Origin of the sequence: Salinimicrobium sp. WS361, assembly GCF_050750585.1 — a bacterium.
Lineage (GTDB): Bacteria > Bacteroidota > Bacteroidia > Flavobacteriales > Flavobacteriaceae > Salinimicrobium.
Genome location: NZ_JBOJLM010000023.1, coordinates 22753 through 41004, shown reverse-complemented (window position 1 = coordinate 41004; position 18252 = coordinate 22753). Strand labels below are relative to the sequence as shown.

Genomic DNA, 18252 nt, shown 5'->3' with positions numbered 1-18252 from the left:
GTCTTGGTTAAGGCAAGTAGCGTGGAGTAGGAACGCGAACTTGTCGGCTTAGTTGTTTATTACTTGATCTCTAAAATAGCACTTTTCACCAGATTGCCCGCTATTTGCGCTTAACCGATGTTGTGCTTTCGTTATTTTAGTCATATTTTTCCATTAATTCGTATAGTGTTTCTAATTCATTTTTAAGTTTTTGATAGTTTTCAACCTGTACATTAGAGTTGTAAAAAATATTGTCTATTAAGCTTTCAAACTTTAAGCTATTTAGCGCATCTAAATTGTTGTGGTTAATAAATTTAGATGGGCCGATTTGTTCTCCATGTTCAGCGTTTTTATAATCCATCTGTCTGAAACTGATATTTTCGTATATAAATGGATAAAAATATTCGTTAAGGTCTTCATTCATGTATTTTTCTCCTGTTCTGACTTCTTCAACTAAAGATGGCAAACCGTATAAAAGTGTCTTTAAGGAATCGGATTTAATAAGTGCTACCTTTCCAGTATTAAGTCCTTCATTTAAGGTTCCGTTCTTAAATTCCATATTGCCATTTGCCATACTAATATTAATTAGACTATCGAATGTCTTGGAAGATAGTTTGGTTATGTCTTCCCCGAACATCTTTAAAATGGCCAATGAACTCCTTTTTTGGCTTTCTTTTTTTTCAATTTCTTCTTTGGTAAAATCTATATTACTTTTTACTTCAGCTTTAAGTCGCCCTACAAACTCATTGGATTCTTTTAAATTGCTTTGGCTTATGTTCCAGTTATTAATCTGTAATGCAATCAGAATTCCAATTACTACCAATATTATTTCTCCGAATGCATATTTTAGATAATTTCCAGTTTTTCCTTCGGAAAGTAAATTTTGTCTAATTTTTCTAAAGAATTTTATCATTAGTGTATTGATTAGTTCTTCTAAAGATATGATTTTTAATCAATCAGATAATTCTGGAAACTTTATGTTCTATAGAATATTGCTCGCTGAAATAATGAAGCACAACTCGTTATATGAAAACTAATATAGTGTTTTATCATATTAAAGTTGCGGGATAACAACAGGTTTTTCTGTTCTTTTTACGACCCTATTTTATTCAGGATGTGGTGGTAAAGTGAGGGGAGGGGTTCTTCTGCAGGTTCAAGATTTTGTAAAAAAAACTCAATAAAACCTTAGTGAAATCTTTCTAGAAACTGACTTCAGTGGGTTTTTGATTCGTGTTTTTAAAACTGTCCAGGTCTTCTATCTGGTCCTTATAATCATTGGGGAGCAGCAGTGATTTGGCGATATGGTCCAGTTTTAAGTGCCGCATGATCTTGTATGCTCTTAACGCAGTTGGTATGACCGGGTTTGAAGTTAGGTGGAGTAGTTCTTTGACCTTTTGTGGGCATACCAGTTCCTGTACTTTTAACAGGAACCAGTAGCGCACAGGGCCAAGATGCTTTTTGTACTGCCGGTAGAGATCTTTGCTGTACCTGCTCTCTTCCAGGTCCTGTTCCAGGTGCTGTTTTCTTTGTGATAGCCAATCATTGTAATTTGGTGGTAAGTCTTCGATTTCCATTGTCTTTCCTACTCTGTGGAAAACGTCGAAAACTTCTTGTTTTTCTTCTTCCGAAAGTTTCCGCTCCAGTAGTTCATAGGCTCGAATGGAATATCCAATAAGCATAAAAAGCACGTCCCGGTACGCCCACTGCGGAATTTTGCTGCCCCGCTGATTTTCTACTCCGCTGTGGATGGCATTGATCCTGTTGATAGCTCCTATGGCTTCGGAATGTGTAAGGAACACGATTTGCCGGGCATAGGTTACGGTTGAAAAGAGCCGGCCTAAAGGATCGGCGGGTAATTTTCCGGTGAAGTACAGCCAGTCTACTGCTTTGTTCAAAGCAAATTCGGCCGATGCACCTGCAAAAATGACCAGGATAGTATCACTCTTACCCCAAATCTCTCTTACTATCGATTCTTTCTTCACAAAATATTCCATACTTCAGGACTCATCGTTTCTCTCTTTTGTGCAATTTTCCTGCCTACTTTCCATCTTTATTATAGCCCGTATATTTCCGCAAGATCACTTATGCCTAGGGTAAACCAGAGAATGACAATACCAAGAATGATCTTCAGCGCAACCGGAATATACAATCTGAAATGTTTTTTAAAAGCACGGCTTATGGGCGGCAGGAAAATGAGGGCCAGAAAAAGATATATCAAGCCGGTCACAGGATGTACCAGTAAGAGGTTAAGGATACCTAGAGTGACCAGCAGCAGACCGAATAACCAGCCGCTCAATTTCGATATGTATTTATGCCAGATCATCTTATTCTTTTAAAATTAGCTCTTTATTCATGGATCCTGATCCATTCGATGCTATCTGCTACTGTAAATTTCATAACCATGGTTTTAGTGTGGAAAGGCACAAGACCAAATCGCTTTTCCCGGACTCTGTAGAACAGATAATTTGTGTCTACCCTGGTTGGTTCTCCCAGAAGGTCCAACACTTCCGGCTTCTTCAGCTTTCTGAAATTTGTGTCTTCCATAAGATCCTTCAGCATGCTATTTCTGTAAGGATAATTGAAACCATCTTTGAAATGCCATTTTTCAGCATCAAAAGATATCGCAGGGGTTTCAGCAATTTTTTCCGAAGCAAGAAAATTCTTGTCATTTTCAGGCTTGCAGGAGAGACAGCAGGCGAGGAGCAGAAAGTAAATAAGGATTGTTCTCATGCTGTATTCTACCTTTGATTAGCTGCCGGCAAAGGGGCTGCCAAATACACCTACGGCGAGTTCGGCCCAAAAAAGAAAGAGTGCTCCCAGAATGATGGCACAGATGATAAGTCGTTTTTGATTGTCTTTCACCTTTCTTAATATCACTTCTATGATAATCCCGGTGCCGTAGAGGAGAATGGCTGCAACGATAAAATCGAAAAGGTCCCAGTTCACTTCCTGACTGAACTGCATGCCAAGGAGAGGAAGAAGTAGAAGTAATGTGGCGGCGAGTAAGATAACAGTTAGTCTTTTGGTTTTCATAATGTCTGATTTTTATAGTTGTTTTTATTTTAGGAAACTCCTGAATTTATTTTGATTAGAGCGGTCTTTCAGATTATCTCTTCCCTTATAAAGACTGTAACGGTGCAGCCAAACTTGTTCATCGGAGTATTCAGCTGTAAAGAGATGTAGATCAATTTCCGTGGTCGTCATCATGTTCAGGGTTTTAGTTATTTTAAAGTACTTTGAATCTCAAAGTATATAGGTAAAAAAATTACTTTTGTGATTTGATAAGGTTTTCCAGCGCTGTGAGGTGTTCTTCAAAGGCTTTTCTCCCCGATCTTGTCATTGCATATTTTGTATTGGGTTTTCTGTCAATAAATGCTTTTGTCACTTCAATAAAATGCTCTTTTTCGAGTGCTTTTAAATGACTGGCTAAATTCCCATCTGTCACCTCGAGGTAATCCTTGAGAGAAGAAAAATCAAGCGAATCATTCACAGCCAGGGCCGACATAATGCCGAGCCGTATCCTGCTCTCAAAAGCCTTATGCAAACCATTTATAGATATTTTCACCTTTCGTACTTGTAGTTCACGTAAATGCCATATATGATATGCAATACCCCAAACCCAAAAGCCCAAAACATCAAGCCGTACTGGGTAAAATATATTGCCAGCAGCCCCAGTACCAGCTGGGCAATACCAAAATACTTTACATCGTTGAAGGTGTAATTTCTGGCATTGTAGAGCGCGAGGCCATAAAAAATCAGTGTAACGGGTGCCAGGAATGCCAGCAAACCTTTAGCTAAAAATATTAATGCAATTAGTCCGCCGGTAACCAGCGGAACTGCCATACTTTTAAGCATGCTCTTTGCAGCTGCATTCCATACTCTTTCCCCGCGTTCCCGGCCTTTACTGACTGAAAAAAAGACTGCAGTTGTGATAGCCAAAAGCAGGACTAAAGTTCCTGTTAGTAAAAGGCTCAACACTTGTTCATTTGAAGCAGTTTTGTAAATAAGAGACTCTTGTTGATCAAAAATACCGTGCACAGAATAAACACCTGCTAAAGCATATACACCCGCCAGTACGCCCGAAACCCCGCTAAGGGAAAGGAACTTAGTTGATCGCTCCATGATAGACCGTATCTCCCGAAGGTCTTGCATATAATCTTCTTCAGTCTTCTTCATTTAAAAAGTACTTTGAGTTTCAAAGTTAGTGAATAATTTTAAATGTGCAAGAGGAAAATGTATGAGCTGTTGTTTTAAATTTCTCAGAAAACCGGTGCCGACAAAAATTAGGGTCGTATTATAATAGCGGTTATTGATGCTGGTTGAGTGTAGGCATAAAAAAAGGTGCTGCTTTCGCAACACCTTTCAAAAATGTCATTTTTGAGACCCTTTAAAGTTCGATAGTCTGTAGCCTGTCTGGCCCTACCGAAACGATTTTCACCGGGATCTCCAGTTCTTTTTCAATAAAAGAAATATAATCTTTGAGTTCAGTTGGCAATTGGTCTGCCGAGCTTAGTTGAGTGAGATCCTTCTCCCAGCCTTTAAAATGTGTATAAACAGGAGTTACATTCTCATGTTCAACATTGTATGGCAGGTGGGTGATCTCTTCGCCGCGATAGTTATATGCGGTACAGATCTTCAAGGTGTCAAAACCGCTCAAAACATCGGCTTTCATCATAATGAGTTGGGTAACACCACTCACCTGTACTGCATATTTTAATGCTACCATGTCAAGCCATCCGCAACGGCGGGCTCTTCCAGTAGTTGCACCAAATTCTTTACCCACACGTCCCATGGTCTCTCCATCTTCGTCAAAAAGTTCGGTAGGGAAGGGGCCACTTCCAACGCGGGTGGTATATGCTTTAAATATTCCGAAGACTTCCCCTATCTGGTTTGGAGCAACTCCAAGACCCGTACAGGCTCCTGCCGCGGTAGTATTTGAGGAAGTAACAAAAGGATAGGTACCAAAATCAATATCGAGTAAAGATCCCTGGGCACCTTCAGCAAGAATGGTTTTTCCGCTTTTTTGCGCCTGGTACAGGTATTCTTCACTATCAATAAACTGTAGTGATTTTAGGGTTTCTATAGCCTTAAAGAATTCGGTTTCAAGTTCCCCAAGATTGTATTGAACATCTACGTTGTAGAAGCTTATCATAGCCTCATGCTTGTCGGCCAGGGTGCGGTATTTCTCTTTCCAGTCGCTTAGCTCAAGGTCTCCTACTCTAATTCCGTTACGGCCGGTCTTATCCATATAAGTAGGACCAATTCCTTTTAACGTAGAGCCAATCTTGGCCTTGCCTTTTGAAGCCTCACTGGCTGCATCTAGCAAACGGTGTGTAGGTAAGATTAAATGTGCTTTCCTGGAGATTACAAGTCTGTCTTTATAATCTACCCCGGCTTTGCTCAGGTTATCTAATTCTCTCTTAAAGATAACAGGGTCTATTACCACGCCATTTCCTACAAGGTTTAACGCATCTTCGTGAAAGATGCCCGAAGGGATGGTATGAAGTACATGCTTTTGACCATCAAATTCTAAGGTGTGCCCTGCATTTGGGCCTCCCTGGAAGCGGGCGATGATGTTATATTGTTTGGTGAAAACATCTACTATTTTTCCTTTGCCTTCATCTCCCCATTGTAATCCAAGAAGTAAGTCTACTGCCATAAAAATTCAGGTTATTCGGTTGCTTTTTTGTTTCCGTAAAAATATAAGGAATGATTGTTAATCTGTATATCAAACACTTCTTCTATTGTTTGCTTGATAGCCTGTACCCGTGGATCACAAAACTCGATCACCTCACCTGTATCTGTTAAGATAATATGGTCGTGGTTACGGTCAAAATATGATTTTTCGTACTGGGCCTGGTTGTTGCCAAACTGGTGTTTTCGCACAAGTCCGCACTCCAATAGCAGTTCAATGGTATTGTATAATGTAGCACGGCTCACGCGGTACTTTTTGTTCTTCATTTTGATGTAGAGCGACTCTATGTCAAAATGTTCTTCGCTGTTGTAGATCTCCTGCAGGATGGCGAAGCGCTCGGGAGTCTTTCGGTGTCCCTTTTCTTCCAGGTATTTGGTAAAGACATTCTTTACTACTGCCTGGTCATTTTTGTTCACTACTTTCTTGCTCATGATATGGGTGCAAAGGTATAAGATTATTCACGTGTCACCTTATCTATACCGTTTATTTTTTTGAGGTGCTCAATGAGTTTTTTAAGAAGGCTGTTGTTCTTGACCACAACCGTGATCCTGCCCGTAAAAATGCCGTCCTGGCTATCAAAATTAATATTTTTAATATTGGTATTCATGTTGTTGGAGATCTCACGGGTCACGTCATTCACCAGGCCAATATTGTCTATTCCTGTTAGCTTGATCACTGCCTTGAACTCTTCCTGGGTAGAATCTTTCCATTTAGCCTGAATGATCCTGTAGGCAAAATTGCTCTGCAGCTGGATGGCATTAGGACAGTCTTTTTTATGGACTTTAATACCTTCACTTACCGTAATAAACCCGAAAACATTGTCTCCCGGAATAGGATTACAGCAGTTGGCCAGTTTATAGTCGAGAATTTCTTCATCGCGGCCAAACACCAGCTGGTCATATTTTGCTGTGATCTCATCGCGGTCAATATCCTCAACCGTGTCCTGTTTCCTTATCTTATTTTTAAAGAAACTTACCAGGGCGTTGCTGCGCGAGGCTGCATAGTCCTTCAACTTCTGGTTGTCTATAGTGCCCACACCAACCCTGTAAAAGAGGTCGAGACTTGTTTTTAGCTTAAAGAAGATTACCAGTTCATTGATGGTCTTTTCATTAAACGGGATCTTTTGGGCCCGTAATTTTCTTGAAAGAATGGCTTTTCCTTCTTCGGCGATATTCTTCTTTTCCTCTTTGAGGGAAGATTTGATCTTGGCCCTTGCCCGTGCCGTAGTGGCATAATCGAGCCAGTTGGAGTTGGGTTTTGCTTTTTCTGAAGTAATGATCTCTACCTGGTCGCCGGTTTTAAGGGTGGTGCTTAGCGGGACCAGTTTACTGTTCACCCTGGCACCACGAGTGCGCAAACCAATTTCTGTATGTATGCTGAAGGCGAAGTCCAGCGGGGTAGCTCCCTTCGGAAGGGGTTTTAGTTCCCCCTGTGGTGTAAATACAAAGATCTCTTTGGAATAAAGGTTCAGCTTAAACTGCTCTACAAAATCTACTGCGTTTACTTCCGAATTTTCCAGGGCTTCCTGAAGCTTGTTTACCCATTCATCAAGGCTGTCTTCCTGGTCACTGCCCTGTTTGTATTTGTAATGCGCGGCATAACCTTTTTCAGCAATCTCGTTCATCCGCTCACTGCGAATTTGCACTTCCACCCATCGGCCTTTAGGTCCCATTACAGTGATGTGCAGGGCTTCGTAACCGGTGGACTTTGGGGAGGAGATCCAGTCGCGCAGGCGGGTAGGGTTGGGCCTAAAATGATCGGTCACGATTGAATAGATCTTCCATGCCAAAAATTTCTCATTGGCGGCATCACTGCCGTAGATGATCCTTACGGCAAACTTGTCGTATACCTCGTCAAAAGTGACATTTTGGTTCTTCATTTTTCGCCGTATCGAGTAGATCGATTTTGGACGTCCCTTGATGGTGTACTTCATATTTTCCCTGTCCAGGGAATCCTGAATCACCTTAGTGAATTCAGCAATGTATTTGTCCTGCTCTTCCTTACTTTCCCTAATTTTCTGAAGGATCTCGTTATAAACTTCAGGTTCAGTATATTTTAGTCCCAGGTCTTCAAGTTCGGTTTTGATGTTGTACAAACCAATACGGTGGGCCAGGGGAGCGTAGATGTAAAGTGTTTCTGAAGCGATCTTTTCCTGCTTGTCTGTCCGCATGGAATCCATCGTCTGCATGTTGTGCAGCCTGTCGGCGATCTTGATAATAATAACCCTCACGTCATCATTCAGCGTAAGCAGCATTTTCCTGAAGTTCTCGGCCTGCAGGGAAACATCTTTATCATGTTCAAGGTTAGAGATCTTGGTGAGCCCGTCTACAATTCGCGCTACAGTATCACCAAACGTCTGCTGAATGTCTTCAAGAGTAAAGCTGGTGTCTTCTACCACATCATGTAAAAGGGCAGCAGCAATAGATGTTGCGTCAAGCCCAATTTCCGAAGCAACAATTTTGGCTACGGCAATGGGGTGAAAAATATAAGCTTCTCCCGATTTGCGACGCTGATCTTTATGGGCATCTACCGCCACATCAAAAGCCTGCCGAATGAGCTTTTTATCATCATCGGTAAGGGTTTGGTAGCTTATGCGCAGCAGTTCCTTGTACTGCTGGGCAATGTCTTTGTTTTCTTTTTCTATAGCGGCTTCCGTCATGATCTAAAAATACAATTAAGATTGAAAACAGGCAATTTAATTACCTTTCAAGATTCCTGAAACGTTTGTACAATGGCGGATGAGAGTAATGTACAAAAACATAAGCAGGGTGCGGGGTAAGATTGCTTAAGCTGTTTTTTGACAGCTTCTTTAATCCACTAATCAAAGGTTGTGCCTTATAGGTTTGTTTCGCAAAATTATCGGCCTGATATTCAAACTTCCGGGAGAGATAGTTCATGATGATCCCGGTAAGTTCAGAAATAGGGCTGTACAAAATTCCGAAGGCTACCAATCCTATGTGAAACCCTGGATTTTCCACTCCCAATGCTTCCGAAAGTAACGGGTTGCCCACAAAAAGAGACAAAATCCAAAGGGTGAATCCTGTGCTTAAAATGCTTATTACCATGTTGATGATGATGTGGTTCTTTTTGTAATGCCCCACCTCATGTGCCAAAACCGCAACAATCTCCTCGTCCTGCAGGTCGGTGATTAAAGTGTCGTAAAGGGTGACCCTTTTCTCACTTCCAAAACCCGAAAAATAGGCATTGGCCTTAGTGCTTCTTTTCGAACTATCTATCACAAAGATCTTTTCGAGAGTAAAACCTTCTTTCTGGGCATAGGCCTCTATCTTATTCCGCAGGGAACCTTCGGAAAGTGGAGTTTGTTTATTGAAAAGCGGAACTATTAACCTGGCGTAGAACATATTCAGAAAGATGCTGAAAGCCGCCACTAATATCCATGCGTACCACCAGAAGCTATCACCTGCGAACTGGTAGAACCACACTATCAATGCCAGTATGCCGCCGCCAAGGACGATCAACATTCCCCAACCTTTTAGCTTGTCTAAAATGAAGGTTCTGGGAGTCGTTTTATTAAAACCGAATTTTTCTTCTATTACAAACGTGTGGTACCACGAGAAGGGAAGCGATAAAAGATCGCTCCCAAGCATAATAATGCCAAAGAAGATCAGTGCTATCAAAATGGCGTTATCTGAAACTGATCGTGCAAGAGTATCAGCAAAATCGAAGCCATCGAGGAAAAGGAACAGCAACAATACCACCACCGAAAATGTAGACGAAACCATCCCGAATTTGTAGTTCGATTTCTTATACCGTTGTGATTTCTCGTATTCCTGCTCGTCAAAAACGTCTTTGAGCGAATCGGGCACAGGATCATTATAGTGTTTGGCATTCAAGGCATCCAGGATCTTATCGACTAAAAAGTCAATAATGATGATACTTACGATGATCCAAAAAAGAGTATTTGCAGTCAAATTTGTTGTTTTCGGCTAATATAAGCAGAATCTTTATTGAAGAATCACATTTGAGGAGACAGGACTTTTGGGGGAAAGAGGGAAGTGAAGAGAGGGAAGAGGGGAGTGGAGAGAGGAAAGAGGGAAGTGGAGAGTTGTACGTCCCGGATATAGATGACCACTAAAGTTAACTTATATGAAATCTAATTTTTCATCTTAATAACAAACATACTCAGTACCGTCCCCTCCTGCGGAGGGGTGCCTGTAAGGCGGGGTGGGTTTTGGTTCGGATTTGTAAGGTTGGGAGGTTAAGATCTTTTTACTCTTTATTGTCGGATATTTTTGGCCACGTATTCACAAATGTTTTTTGTTTCTCTTTCAAAGTGTCCCTTCCTCCGGCGGAGGGGTGCCTGTAAGGCGGGGTGGGTTTTGTCTTGCCAGATATTTTAGGCCACGAATTCACAAATAATATGTTTAATTAAAAGCTCTTTCTTTGTTCCTGAGTGACTTTGAGTAGTGATGATTTGTGTTGTACAGGCTGAAGTTTACTTTGGTTTCAAGAATATCTCATCTTAAAAATAAACATTCTCAGTACCGTCCCCTCTGCCGGAGGGGTGCCTGCAAGGCGGGGTGGGTTTTGGTTCGGAATTGTAAGTTTGGGAGGTTTGGATCTTTTTACTCTTTATTGCTAGATAATTTAGACCACGAATTCACAAATAATATGTTTAACTAAAAACTCTTTCTTCCCGTGACTTGAAGCAGCGATAGTCACTGTTGAACAGGCTGAAGTTTACTTTGGTTTCAAGAGTATCTCATCTTAAAAATAAACATTCTCAGTACCGTCCCCTCCACCGGAGGGGTGCCTGCAAGACGTGGTGGGCAATTAAAGCAAACCCGCAACCCGCAACCCGCGACCCGCGACCCGCAACCCGCAACTCGCAACCCGTAACCCGCAACCTGCAACCCGTAACCCGCAACCTGCAACCGTAACTTACAACCCGAAACCCGCAACATTAAAAAGAGAACCTGAAATTTAATTATTGCCGCTGCCTTTTTGCTTCAAATATCAAGATTCCCGCAGCAACCGATACGTTCATGGAATCTATTGCTCCTTCCATGGGGATGATAATATTTTGGGTAGTGTTTTCCAGCCACTCGCTACTTAACCCTGTGGCTTCAGTACCTACCACAATGGCACTGCCGCCAGTGAAGTCGACACTGTGATAAGGAACAGAGGCCTGCAGTGCGGCTCCAAAAATGGCAATTTTTCGTTCTTTTAAAAAAGCAATGATTTCGGAAGTACTGCCGGTGGCGATTTTATTTGTAAAGATGCAGCCTACACTACTGCGAATGATGTTTGGATTGAACATATCTGTCCGCGGATTGGCAATAAGTACGGCATCTACAGCTGCAGCATCGGCGGTGCGCAATAAAGCTCCTATATTTCCGGGTTTTTCGGGGGCTTCGGCGACGAGAATCAGCGGGTTATCAGTTTTAAACGTCAGTTGTTGCAGGCTGAGTTCCCGGGAGGCTACAACGGCAAGTACACCTTCGGTACTTCCGCGGTATGCGATCTTTTGATATACTTCCGAAGAAAGTTCGGTCACATCAACAGGATTTGAAATAAATGAAAGCAGATTTTCGGCTTTTTCAGCAGGAAAGAGATCAGATGTATAATACAGTTCGGTGACCTGGTAGCCTCCTTTTATCGCTAAATTTATTTCCCGGATGCCTTCTACTACAAAGACTTGTTCCTTTTTACGGGCACGGGATTTTTCCTGTAACTGCAGGATCCTCTTTACCGCCTGATTTTGAAAACTACTTATAAATTTCTGCATGCTGCAAAGATAGAAAACTTCGGGTTTGGTACAGGGATAGGGGAGAACGCTAAACCCCGATTTTCAATATTGAAAAAAAAGAGGTAAATTAACTGGAAAACGAAAAACAGACTTATGAAGAAGAAAAACACGACAAAGAAGCCTCTTGGGATAAAAGATGCTTTTAAGGTTCTCAGCTTTATTTTTGCTGCTATTTTGATTACTGCCTGCAGTAAAAAGATCACTTTCCCTGTTTCTAATGTAGTACCCGCTGCTGAAGCCGTTGTAAAGGTCGACAAAGATGACAACCAGAATTATGAAGTCGAGCTTGAGGTGAGTAACCTTGCAAGCCCCAACAGGCTTACACCTTCGCGGGAGCATTATGTGGTTTGGATGGTGACTAAAAAACACGGAACCATTAACCTGGGCCGCCTGGATATCAATCGCAAGAACAACGGGAAATTGACCACCAATACGCCTTATGAACCTATAAGGATATTTATTACTGCGGAAGATAACAGTAAACCTGTACTGCCTTCTACGCAGGTGGTACTGAATTCGGAAGATTTTAAAGTATAAAAAAAGAGGCTGATTGAAATAGTACTAATCTTTTCTTCGGAAGTTTTAGAATCTACCGATCCTAATTTTCAGAAGTAGTTAGAACCTGAAAACCTTCAGGTTAAACGGGATTAGTTTTTCAATCAGCCTCCTGTCAAAAATGGCATTTTTGGAGATTATTTTTTCTCCTGCTGGCCGTATTTTTCAGTATATCTTTTTGCCAGCTCTGTCTGGTGGCTTTCCAAACTTATTTCACGCCCCTGAATAAATGCCTGGGCAACTTTATTGGTACGCATATCCAGCGCGTCTCCTTCACTAATAAAAAGAGTGGCATCTTTACCGGCCTCCAGTGTTCCAAGGCTGTCGTCAACTCCCAGGATCTTTGCAGTGTTTGAAGTGATCATTTTAAGAGCGTCGGCTTTACTGAGGCCGTAACCGGTAACTGTACCTGCGTAAAATGGCAAGTTTCGGCTGTTCATTCTTTCCATGTCACCGCTGGTTTCCAGCCCCACAAGAATTCCTTCCTGGTTAAGCAGGTAGGCGAGTTTGTAGGGTAGGTCATAATCCTGATCTTCCATTTGCGGGGTTTCGTGCACACGGCCTACAAGTACCGGGACATTGGCTGTCTTGATTTGATTGGCTACTTTAAAAGCATCGTAAGCGCCCACAAGCACTACATTGTCCAGTTGATGCTCTTCTTTAAAAGCCAGGACATCGATAATCTCTTTTTCTGAATCGGCGTGGATGTAAATTTTCTTTTTTCCGTTAAATACAGCTTCCATGGCCTGGAAAGGCAGATTCGCTTTTTCCTGGGGTCCTGCGAGATAGGCTTTGGCATTTTTAAAAAATGAGCTCAACTCCTGAAGGTCTTTTGAATAATCATCATTCGGTTTTATGCCGGGATCTTCACCCATCCACCAACGGCCTCTGCGAACGCTGTTGGGCCAGTTAATGTGCAAGCCATCATCTTCTTTTAATACGGCATCTTCCCAGTTCCATGCATCAAACTGTACAATAGACGAGGTACCGGAGATCCTTCCGCCCCGCGGAGCGATTTGCCCGACAAGCACGCCATTGGGACGCATACTTTCCACCACCTGGCTTTCGGCATTATAAGCGATAAGACTGCGAACGTGAGGTAAAAGCTCCCCAAGTTCATCTTCGTCATCACTCTGTACCACCGCATCAATTTCTACCAATCCGAGAGTGGAGTTAGGGGCGATAAATCCGGGATAAACGTGTTTGCCCTTAGCATCGATCACGGTACCGGGATATTGTCGATTGGTCGAAGCCGCATCAGTCACCGTAGTTAGTTTTCCGTTCTCAAAGATGATCACGCTGTTCTCGATTACCTCTCCGTTACCAACGTGGGCAGTGGCTCCAACAATGCTTATTGCCCGGTCCTGTTGTGGCGCCGGAGTTTGTTGTGCTATGACCGAACCTGCAAAAAGGAGCAGGACCGGCAGGATATATATTTTCAAATTTTTCATACTTCAGTTTTTAGAGGGTGTCACAGTGCATTTCTTCTTTGGTGGAATTCTTTACCGGCTGCGTCTTAAGACCATTGTTTTTGGCCTTTAGCATCTGGGAGGTGAGCAGGTTTTTCTGCTTTTCCACTTCCTTTCTAAGTTGTTGATCTCTTTCCAGATCAAAATACACTACGCCTTCAATAATTGTCTTTTCAGGCTTGGCGTAAACGGAAAGCGGATGGGCATTCCACAGCACTAAATCGGCATCTTTTCCTTCTTTGATACTTCCCACACGATCGTCTATGTGAAGCAGTTTTGCCGGGTTGAGGGTCACAAACTTCCAGGCTTCCTCTTCAGAAATGTCCCCGTATTTTACACTTTTTGCCGCCTCCTGATTTAGTCTACGGCTCATTTCGGCGTCATCACTGTTAATGGCCACTGTTACACCGGCATTATGCATAATGGCAGCATTCTGCGGGATGGCATCTTTTACTTCATATTTATACGCCCACCAGTCAGAGAAAGTAGAACCTCCCACGCCGTGTTCGGCCATTTTATCGGCTAATTTGTAACCTTCCAAAATATGAGTAAACGTATTTATATTGAAACCGAATTGCTCGGCTACCTTCATCAACATATTGATCTCACTTTGAACATAGGAGTGAGCAGTCACAAAGCGTTCGCCATTAATGATTTCCAGGATGGTTTCCATTTCAATGTCCTCGCGATAAGGTTTGCCGCTCTTCTTTAGTTGCTCATATTCCCGGGCACGGGTAAAATAATCTACAAATACCTGTTCCACACCCATACGGGTTTGTGGGAAACGGGAATTGCTGTCCCAGTTTGCCTGTTTCACGTTCTCTCCCAAAGCGAACTTGATGAACTTTGGTGAATTGTCAAGAACCATTTCCTGCGGAGTTGCTCCCCATTTCATCTTTAAAATGGCCGACTGTCCTCCAATGGGGTTTGCCGATCCATGTAGTAGCTGCATAGTAGTTACTCCCCCTGCCAGGTTCCGGTAAATTCCAATATCATCGGGATCTACAACATCTTCCATTTGCACCTCGGCCGATGAGTTGTGGCCCGCCTCATTCACGGCCGATGCCGACAGGTGAGAGTGCTCATCTATAATCCCGGTAGTAAGGTGCTTTCCTGTAGCATCTATTACAGTCGCCCCACGGGCGCTAAGGTTTTTACCAACTGCAGCAATCTTCCCATTCTTTACCAGCACGTCGCTGTTTTCCATGATGCCTTCAGCTTCATTGGTCCAAACCGTGGCATTCTTGAAGAGTACGTCCTGTTGCTTCGGAAGCTCCTGGAATCCATAAGCCATATTCGGGAAGGTGACAGGAAGTACTTCGGAGTGTTCTTCAGATTTTTCATCCTTCTTTTCTGAAGCATCTTCGGTGCGGATTGCAGTAAAACTGGTTACTGTACCATCTCCTAAAATGGCTTTTCCGCTGAAGGTTTTTGCGTTATTCGAGATTCTGGCGCTAAGCCTGGTGTATTCAGTTTTTGTAGTATCGGGAGAAGATAGCAGCAGGTTAACCCAGTTGTTGCTGTAGTTGATCTTTGAACCTATCTTGCTATTATTGGTGCTAACTTCAGCCTTGGGTGATGAAGGTTCGCCTGTGATCTTTACCGTATAGGTATCGCCACCGACCTTGACATCATAAGTACCGTTGAGGTTCACAAGGCCAATATCTTCAAATACTTCTCTTTTTCCCTGCACCCAGTTCTCGTAGATAGTAGTTTCTTTTTCAAAATAGTCGCCAGAGGTAATGATAAAATTCGCCCAGGCGCCTTCTTTTAAGGTTCCAAGTTTATTTTCATGGCCTATAAGTTTTGCAGGCACGGTTGTTAAGGCAGCAAGGGCATCTTTTTTATCAAGTCCATAAGCCACTGCTTTAAGTAAATTCTCCCTGAAATTCTTTTCGGCATCATGAGATGTGATGGTGTAGGGAATTTTCTTCTCGCTAAGCATTTTAAGGTTTGCCGGCGCCTGGTTCCATTCTTTCATGTCTCCCAATGTGGCGTAGTTGGCCATGTACGGGTCTTCCATATCAAATGGCTCTGGGTAATTAACAGGCACAATAAAGGCGGCGTTGGTGGCTTTTATGGCATCAAGTCGCTCAAATTCCTTTCCGCTGCCCACAATCACATACTGCACACCCATTTCGTCGCCCACTTTATCAGCACGAAGTTCATCCAGTAAATTGTCGGTTTTGAAGATCTGAAGGAGGTTTTTGTTCTCATTAAAAGCTTCAAGAGCAAGATCTTTATTATCGGCGTTACCCTTGGCGTACCAGTCGGCGTCAAGATAAGTCTGTCTTAACAATGCCATGGCACCCATTTTAGAAGAAGGGTAGACCTGTTTTGATTTTGCACTTTTTTCAAAGGAAAGATATTGTGCAGACTCTTCATCGAGCATTCTGTCTCCTTCAGTTCCTTCGGAATTTAAGGCGATAAGGATTCCGGTACCGCGAACAATTCCGTCGGGCATGTGAGTATTAACCACGCCAAAACCGAGCTTTCTCAGCTTTTCGGCTTCTTCCTTATTATAGGAGAAGTTTTCTAAAGCGGAAGTTTCTGGCCTTATGTGGTCATTCCAGTAATAACCTTCACGCCCGGCATCGTACTGCGGATTCCCGCTGTAGGGGCTGCCGCCTTCGCTCTTCGGTTTTTCAATCCCAAAACTCGAGTAAAGATCAATAAAGGAAGGGTAAACTGTTTTTCCTTTAAGGTCAATGACTACCGCATTTGCGGGAATTTTAATGTTTTTTCCAACGGCGGTGACCTTTCCATTGCGCATGGCCAGCATACCGTTTTGAATAATTGTGGAAGGATCTACATAAATGTTGGCGTTCGAAAGAACTGTGAAGTTGGTATTTTTCTGAGCCTTAACGGCATCATTCTTAGGAAAATACTCCTGCGCCTGCAGTCCGGTTACGGCACTAAACAGCAGGCAGAATAAAAGTTTAATTCTCATAAAATTGTTATAGGATTGGAATTTTGAGCAGGTAAGTTAACAAAAAAACGAGAATTATAAAGTTATTATAATTTCCCCCTGCTCTTGTGATAATTTACCAGCAGCGCCACCACGTAACTGTAGCTCTTCATTCCCTGTGGCTGATTATTGGCCACCAGGAAGGAATTGTAGGTGAACATAAAAATGGGTTCGAAAGGATTTTTGTGGCTTTCCCAAAATTCCCGCACCTCCCGGTAGTTTTCCTTGACCCCAAAGTTAAGTTCTGCGGCAAACTTTTCGGCTAATTTAGGATCCCGGCGGTAAAGTTCACTCAGGCAATAGCTTAAGGCAAAGGTGTAGCCCGAATAGTTGAAATATGGATCAGGATGGTTCATCGTGGTAAGACAGGCGAGAAAGTTGGCCTCATTTTCTTTAGCAAAACCTAACTGATGACCAATTTCATGGCTCGCGGTAGTAGGAATCTTATACGCCACAATTTGCGTGTTTACCTGCCCTTCGTTGGTTAGCGGATTTAAGTAACCATTAAAACCCATATAGGTAAGGGGAACGCTGTAGAGAGAACGCTTTAGGCTGGGCACGTGGTAATCAAGTTCCGGAAAATCATCTTCAATATTCTTATATCCCTCTACCGACAATTTGAGGAGTTCATATTTTGAATAAGGAATTTCCACTTTTACAGAGTCATCGCCGGTAATAGAAAGATGAAGTTCGTTGGAGGTGGCAATAAGATCTTGCGTTAACTCTACCAGCTCCTCTGTAGTGTAATCATTTTCAATTTCCAGGGCAGCATGCAGCGGCAACCGGTAATAATTAAAACCCCAAAAGAGGTTAAAGCAAAAATAGATAAGAGATAATACGGCAAGAGCATTTAATATCCATTTCCTGGGATCTTTGAATCTTTGCTTTATTCTCAATACGACCCAGCGAATAAGCATAATCACCAGTAAAGCGTACAAAAGATCCCCCAGAGAAAACGGAAAGAATCCGAGGGTTTTTCTCAGTAAGGCCGAAGTAATGGGATAAATGCCGTTGCTGTACCACTTTTCCACGAATAGAGGGTAGTTAGCCAATACCTTAATCAGGATGATCTGAACAGGCAAGAACAGGGCTAGAATTAAAGCAACTTTTTTCTTCACCTTTCAAAAATAGGATTTTTAGGGATCAACCTGCAAGAGACAGCAGCCAAGACTTTAATAAAATTATCGGTATTTTGGTTGAAACCGGGAAAACTTGAGTAGAACTATTTTTCTTCCGAGTGTCCCCTCCTCCCGAGGGGTGCCTGTAAGGCGGGGTGGAAATCCTTGTTCAGTACTCGGATATTTTTAGCCACGAATTCACAAATTATTTTTTGTTATCTCCAGACGATCTCTTTCTCCTGAGCGTAACCCTAGGCCGGGGGTGATGGTGTTCCAAATCTCAATTTTTATCAGAAGTAACACTTTTTTTATACTGAATTTTTCTTCCGAGTGTCCCCTCCTCCGGAGGGGTGCCTGCAAGGCGGGGGAAAATTCCTTGTTCAGTACTCAGATAATTTTGACCCCAAATACACAAATGATTTTTATTATCTCCAGACGATCTCTTTCTCCTGAGCGTAACCCTAGGCCGGGGGTGATGGTCTTCAGAATCTCAATTTTTATCAGAAATAATACTTTTATTACTGAATTTCTCTTTCAAAGTGTCCCCTCCTCCGGAGGGGTGGCCGAAGGTCGGGGTGGGTGGTATCAATGCCTGAATTATGTTTTTATATATCACCTTACCTATTTTATCAAAATTTCTCTTCCGAAGCGTCCCCTCCTCCGGAGGGGTGCTTGAAAGGCGGGGTGGGAGTAGACGA

At 42.6% G+C, this 18252-nt stretch carries 16 protein-coding genes; 1 reads left to right on the top strand and 15 read right to left on the bottom strand.

Annotation, left to right across the window (positions count from 1 at the left end; translation table 11 throughout):
* Positions 1 to 136: 136 nt before the first annotated feature.
* From ACQ93I_RS16165 to ACQ93I_RS16110, 12 genes are all read right to left on the bottom strand, one after another.
* Complete coding sequence (locus tag ACQ93I_RS16165) at positions 137 to 892, bottom strand: DUF6090 family protein (RefSeq protein WP_431699425.1); 756 nt, start codon at positions 890 to 892, stop codon at positions 137 to 139.
* Between the two features lie 286 nt (positions 893 to 1178).
* The gene (locus ACQ93I_RS16160) at positions 1179 to 1973 is read right to left on the bottom strand and encodes an oxygenase MpaB family protein (RefSeq protein ID WP_431699424.1); all 795 of its coding nucleotides are present in this window, start codon (positions 1971 to 1973) and stop codon (positions 1179 to 1181) included.
* 59 nt (positions 1974 to 2032) lie between these two features.
* Positions 2033 to 2302 carry a hypothetical protein gene (locus ACQ93I_RS16155; RefSeq protein ID WP_431699423.1) on the bottom strand — a complete coding sequence of 90 codons (270 nt, stop codon included), beginning with the start codon at positions 2300 to 2302 and terminating at the stop codon, positions 2033 to 2035.
* Positions 2303 to 2325: 23 nt separating this feature from the next.
* Positions 2326 to 2709 carry a hypothetical protein gene (locus ACQ93I_RS16150; protein ID WP_431699422.1) on the bottom strand — a complete coding sequence of 128 codons (384 nt, stop codon included), beginning with the start codon at positions 2707 to 2709 and terminating at the stop codon, positions 2326 to 2328.
* A gap of 18 nt (positions 2710 to 2727) precedes the next feature.
* On the bottom strand, positions 2728 to 3012 hold the full coding sequence (locus tag ACQ93I_RS16145) for a hypothetical protein (protein WP_431699421.1): 285 nt from the start codon (positions 3010 to 3012) through the stop codon (positions 2728 to 2730).
* A 232-nt stretch (positions 3013 to 3244) separates the two neighbouring features.
* On the bottom strand, positions 3245 to 3544 hold the full coding sequence (locus ACQ93I_RS16140) for a winged helix-turn-helix domain-containing protein (protein WP_431699420.1): 300 nt from the start codon (positions 3542 to 3544) through the stop codon (positions 3245 to 3247).
* Entirely contained in the window at positions 3541 to 4155 is a 615-nt protein-coding gene (locus ACQ93I_RS16135) for a hypothetical protein (protein ID WP_431699419.1), read from the bottom strand. The genes ACQ93I_RS16140 and ACQ93I_RS16135 overlap by 4 nt, the downstream gene beginning before the upstream one ends.
* A 211-nt stretch (positions 4156 to 4366) precedes the next feature.
* A complete protein-coding gene (locus tag ACQ93I_RS16130; protein ID WP_431699418.1) occupies positions 4367 to 5638 on the bottom strand; it encodes an adenylosuccinate synthase in 1272 nt (423 codons plus the stop codon).
* An 11-nt stretch (positions 5639 to 5649) separates the two neighbouring features.
* Positions 5650 to 6105, bottom strand: coding sequence for a Fur family transcriptional regulator (locus ACQ93I_RS16125; protein WP_266070967.1), 456 nt, complete (start codon positions 6103 to 6105; stop codon positions 5650 to 5652).
* 23 nt (positions 6106 to 6128) lie between these two features.
* Complete coding sequence (locus ACQ93I_RS16120; RefSeq protein ID WP_431699417.1) at positions 6129 to 8333, bottom strand: RelA/SpoT family protein; 2205 nt, start codon at positions 8331 to 8333, stop codon at positions 6129 to 6131.
* Between the two features lie 40 nt (positions 8334 to 8373).
* Complete coding sequence (locus ACQ93I_RS16115) at positions 8374 to 9606, bottom strand: M48 family metallopeptidase (protein ID WP_431699416.1); 1233 nt, start codon at positions 9604 to 9606, stop codon at positions 8374 to 8376.
* A 1016-nt stretch (positions 9607 to 10622) separates the two neighbouring features.
* The gene (locus ACQ93I_RS16110; RefSeq protein ID WP_431699415.1) at positions 10623 to 11423 is read right to left on the bottom strand and encodes a TrmH family RNA methyltransferase; all 801 of its coding nucleotides are present in this window, start codon (positions 11421 to 11423) and stop codon (positions 10623 to 10625) included.
* Positions 11424 to 11537: 114 nt separating this feature from the next.
* On the opposite strand from ACQ93I_RS16110, the gene ACQ93I_RS16105 reads away from it, so the two are divergent.
* Positions 11538 to 11981: a hypothetical protein gene (locus ACQ93I_RS16105; RefSeq protein ID WP_431699414.1), complete on the top strand. Its 444-nt coding sequence runs from the start codon at positions 11538 to 11540 to the stop codon at positions 11979 to 11981.
* Between the two features lie 155 nt (positions 11982 to 12136).
* Here the strand turns inward: ACQ93I_RS16105 and ACQ93I_RS16100 are convergent, their stop codons facing one another.
* The 3 genes from ACQ93I_RS16100 to ACQ93I_RS16090 all read right to left on the bottom strand — a co-directional run bounded on the left by ACQ93I_RS16100 (position 12137) and on the right by ACQ93I_RS16090 (position 17554).
* Positions 12137 to 13450, bottom strand: coding sequence for an amidohydrolase family protein (locus tag ACQ93I_RS16100; RefSeq protein ID WP_431699413.1), 1314 nt, complete (start codon positions 13448 to 13450; stop codon positions 12137 to 12139).
* 10 nt (positions 13451 to 13460) lie between these two features.
* Positions 13461 to 16418 carry an amidohydrolase family protein gene (locus tag ACQ93I_RS16095; RefSeq protein ID WP_431699412.1) on the bottom strand — a complete coding sequence of 986 codons (2958 nt, stop codon included), beginning with the start codon at positions 16416 to 16418 and terminating at the stop codon, positions 13461 to 13463.
* Positions 16419 to 16483: 65 nt separating this feature from the next.
* Positions 16484 to 17554 carry a DUF3810 domain-containing protein gene (locus ACQ93I_RS16090; protein WP_431699411.1) on the bottom strand — a complete coding sequence of 357 codons (1071 nt, stop codon included), beginning with the start codon at positions 17552 to 17554 and terminating at the stop codon, positions 16484 to 16486.
* Positions 17555 to 18252 lie beyond the last annotated feature (698 nt).

What these genes read in the sequence shown, in the direction of transcription:
- ACQ93I_RS16155 (WP_431699423.1), bottom strand. Translation starts at nt 2,302, where the DNA reads ATGATCTGGCATAAATACATATCGAAATTGAGCGGCTGGTTATTCGGT.
- ACQ93I_RS16130 (WP_431699418.1), bottom strand. Translation starts at nt 5,638, where the DNA reads ATGGCAGTAGACTTACTTCTTGGATTACAATGGGGAGATGAAGGCAAA.
- ACQ93I_RS16160 (WP_431699424.1), bottom strand. Translation starts at nt 1,973, where the DNA reads ATGGAATATTTTGTGAAGAAAGAATCGATAGTAAGAGAGATTTGGGGT.
- ACQ93I_RS16135 (WP_431699419.1), bottom strand. Translation starts at nt 4,155, where the DNA reads ATGAAGAAGACTGAAGAAGATTATATGCAAGACCTTCGGGAGATACGG.
- ACQ93I_RS16120 (WP_431699417.1), bottom strand. Translation starts at nt 8,333, where the DNA reads ATGACGGAAGCCGCTATAGAAAAAGAAAACAAAGACATTGCCCAGCAG.
- ACQ93I_RS16125 (WP_266070967.1), bottom strand. Translation starts at nt 6,105, where the DNA reads ATGAGCAAGAAAGTAGTGAACAAAAATGACCAGGCAGTAGTAAAGAAT.
- ACQ93I_RS16145 (WP_431699421.1), bottom strand. Translation starts at nt 3,012, where the DNA reads ATGAAAACCAAAAGACTAACTGTTATCTTACTCGCCGCCACATTACTT.
- ACQ93I_RS16150 (WP_431699422.1), bottom strand. Translation starts at nt 2,709, where the DNA reads ATGAGAACAATCCTTATTTACTTTCTGCTCCTCGCCTGCTGTCTCTCC.
- ACQ93I_RS16100 (WP_431699413.1), bottom strand. Translation starts at nt 13,450, where the DNA reads ATGAAAAATTTGAAAATATATATCCTGCCGGTCCTGCTCCTTTTTGCA.
- ACQ93I_RS16105 (WP_431699414.1), top strand. Translation starts at nt 11,538, where the DNA reads ATGAAGAAGAAAAACACGACAAAGAAGCCTCTTGGGATAAAAGATGCT.
- ACQ93I_RS16165 (WP_431699425.1), bottom strand. Translation starts at nt 892, where the DNA reads ATGATAAAATTCTTTAGAAAAATTAGACAAAATTTACTTTCCGAAGGA.
- ACQ93I_RS16110 (WP_431699415.1), bottom strand. Translation starts at nt 11,423, where the DNA reads ATGCAGAAATTTATAAGTAGTTTTCAAAATCAGGCGGTAAAGAGGATC.
- ACQ93I_RS16095 (WP_431699412.1), bottom strand. Translation starts at nt 16,418, where the DNA reads ATGAGAATTAAACTTTTATTCTGCCTGCTGTTTAGTGCCGTAACCGGA.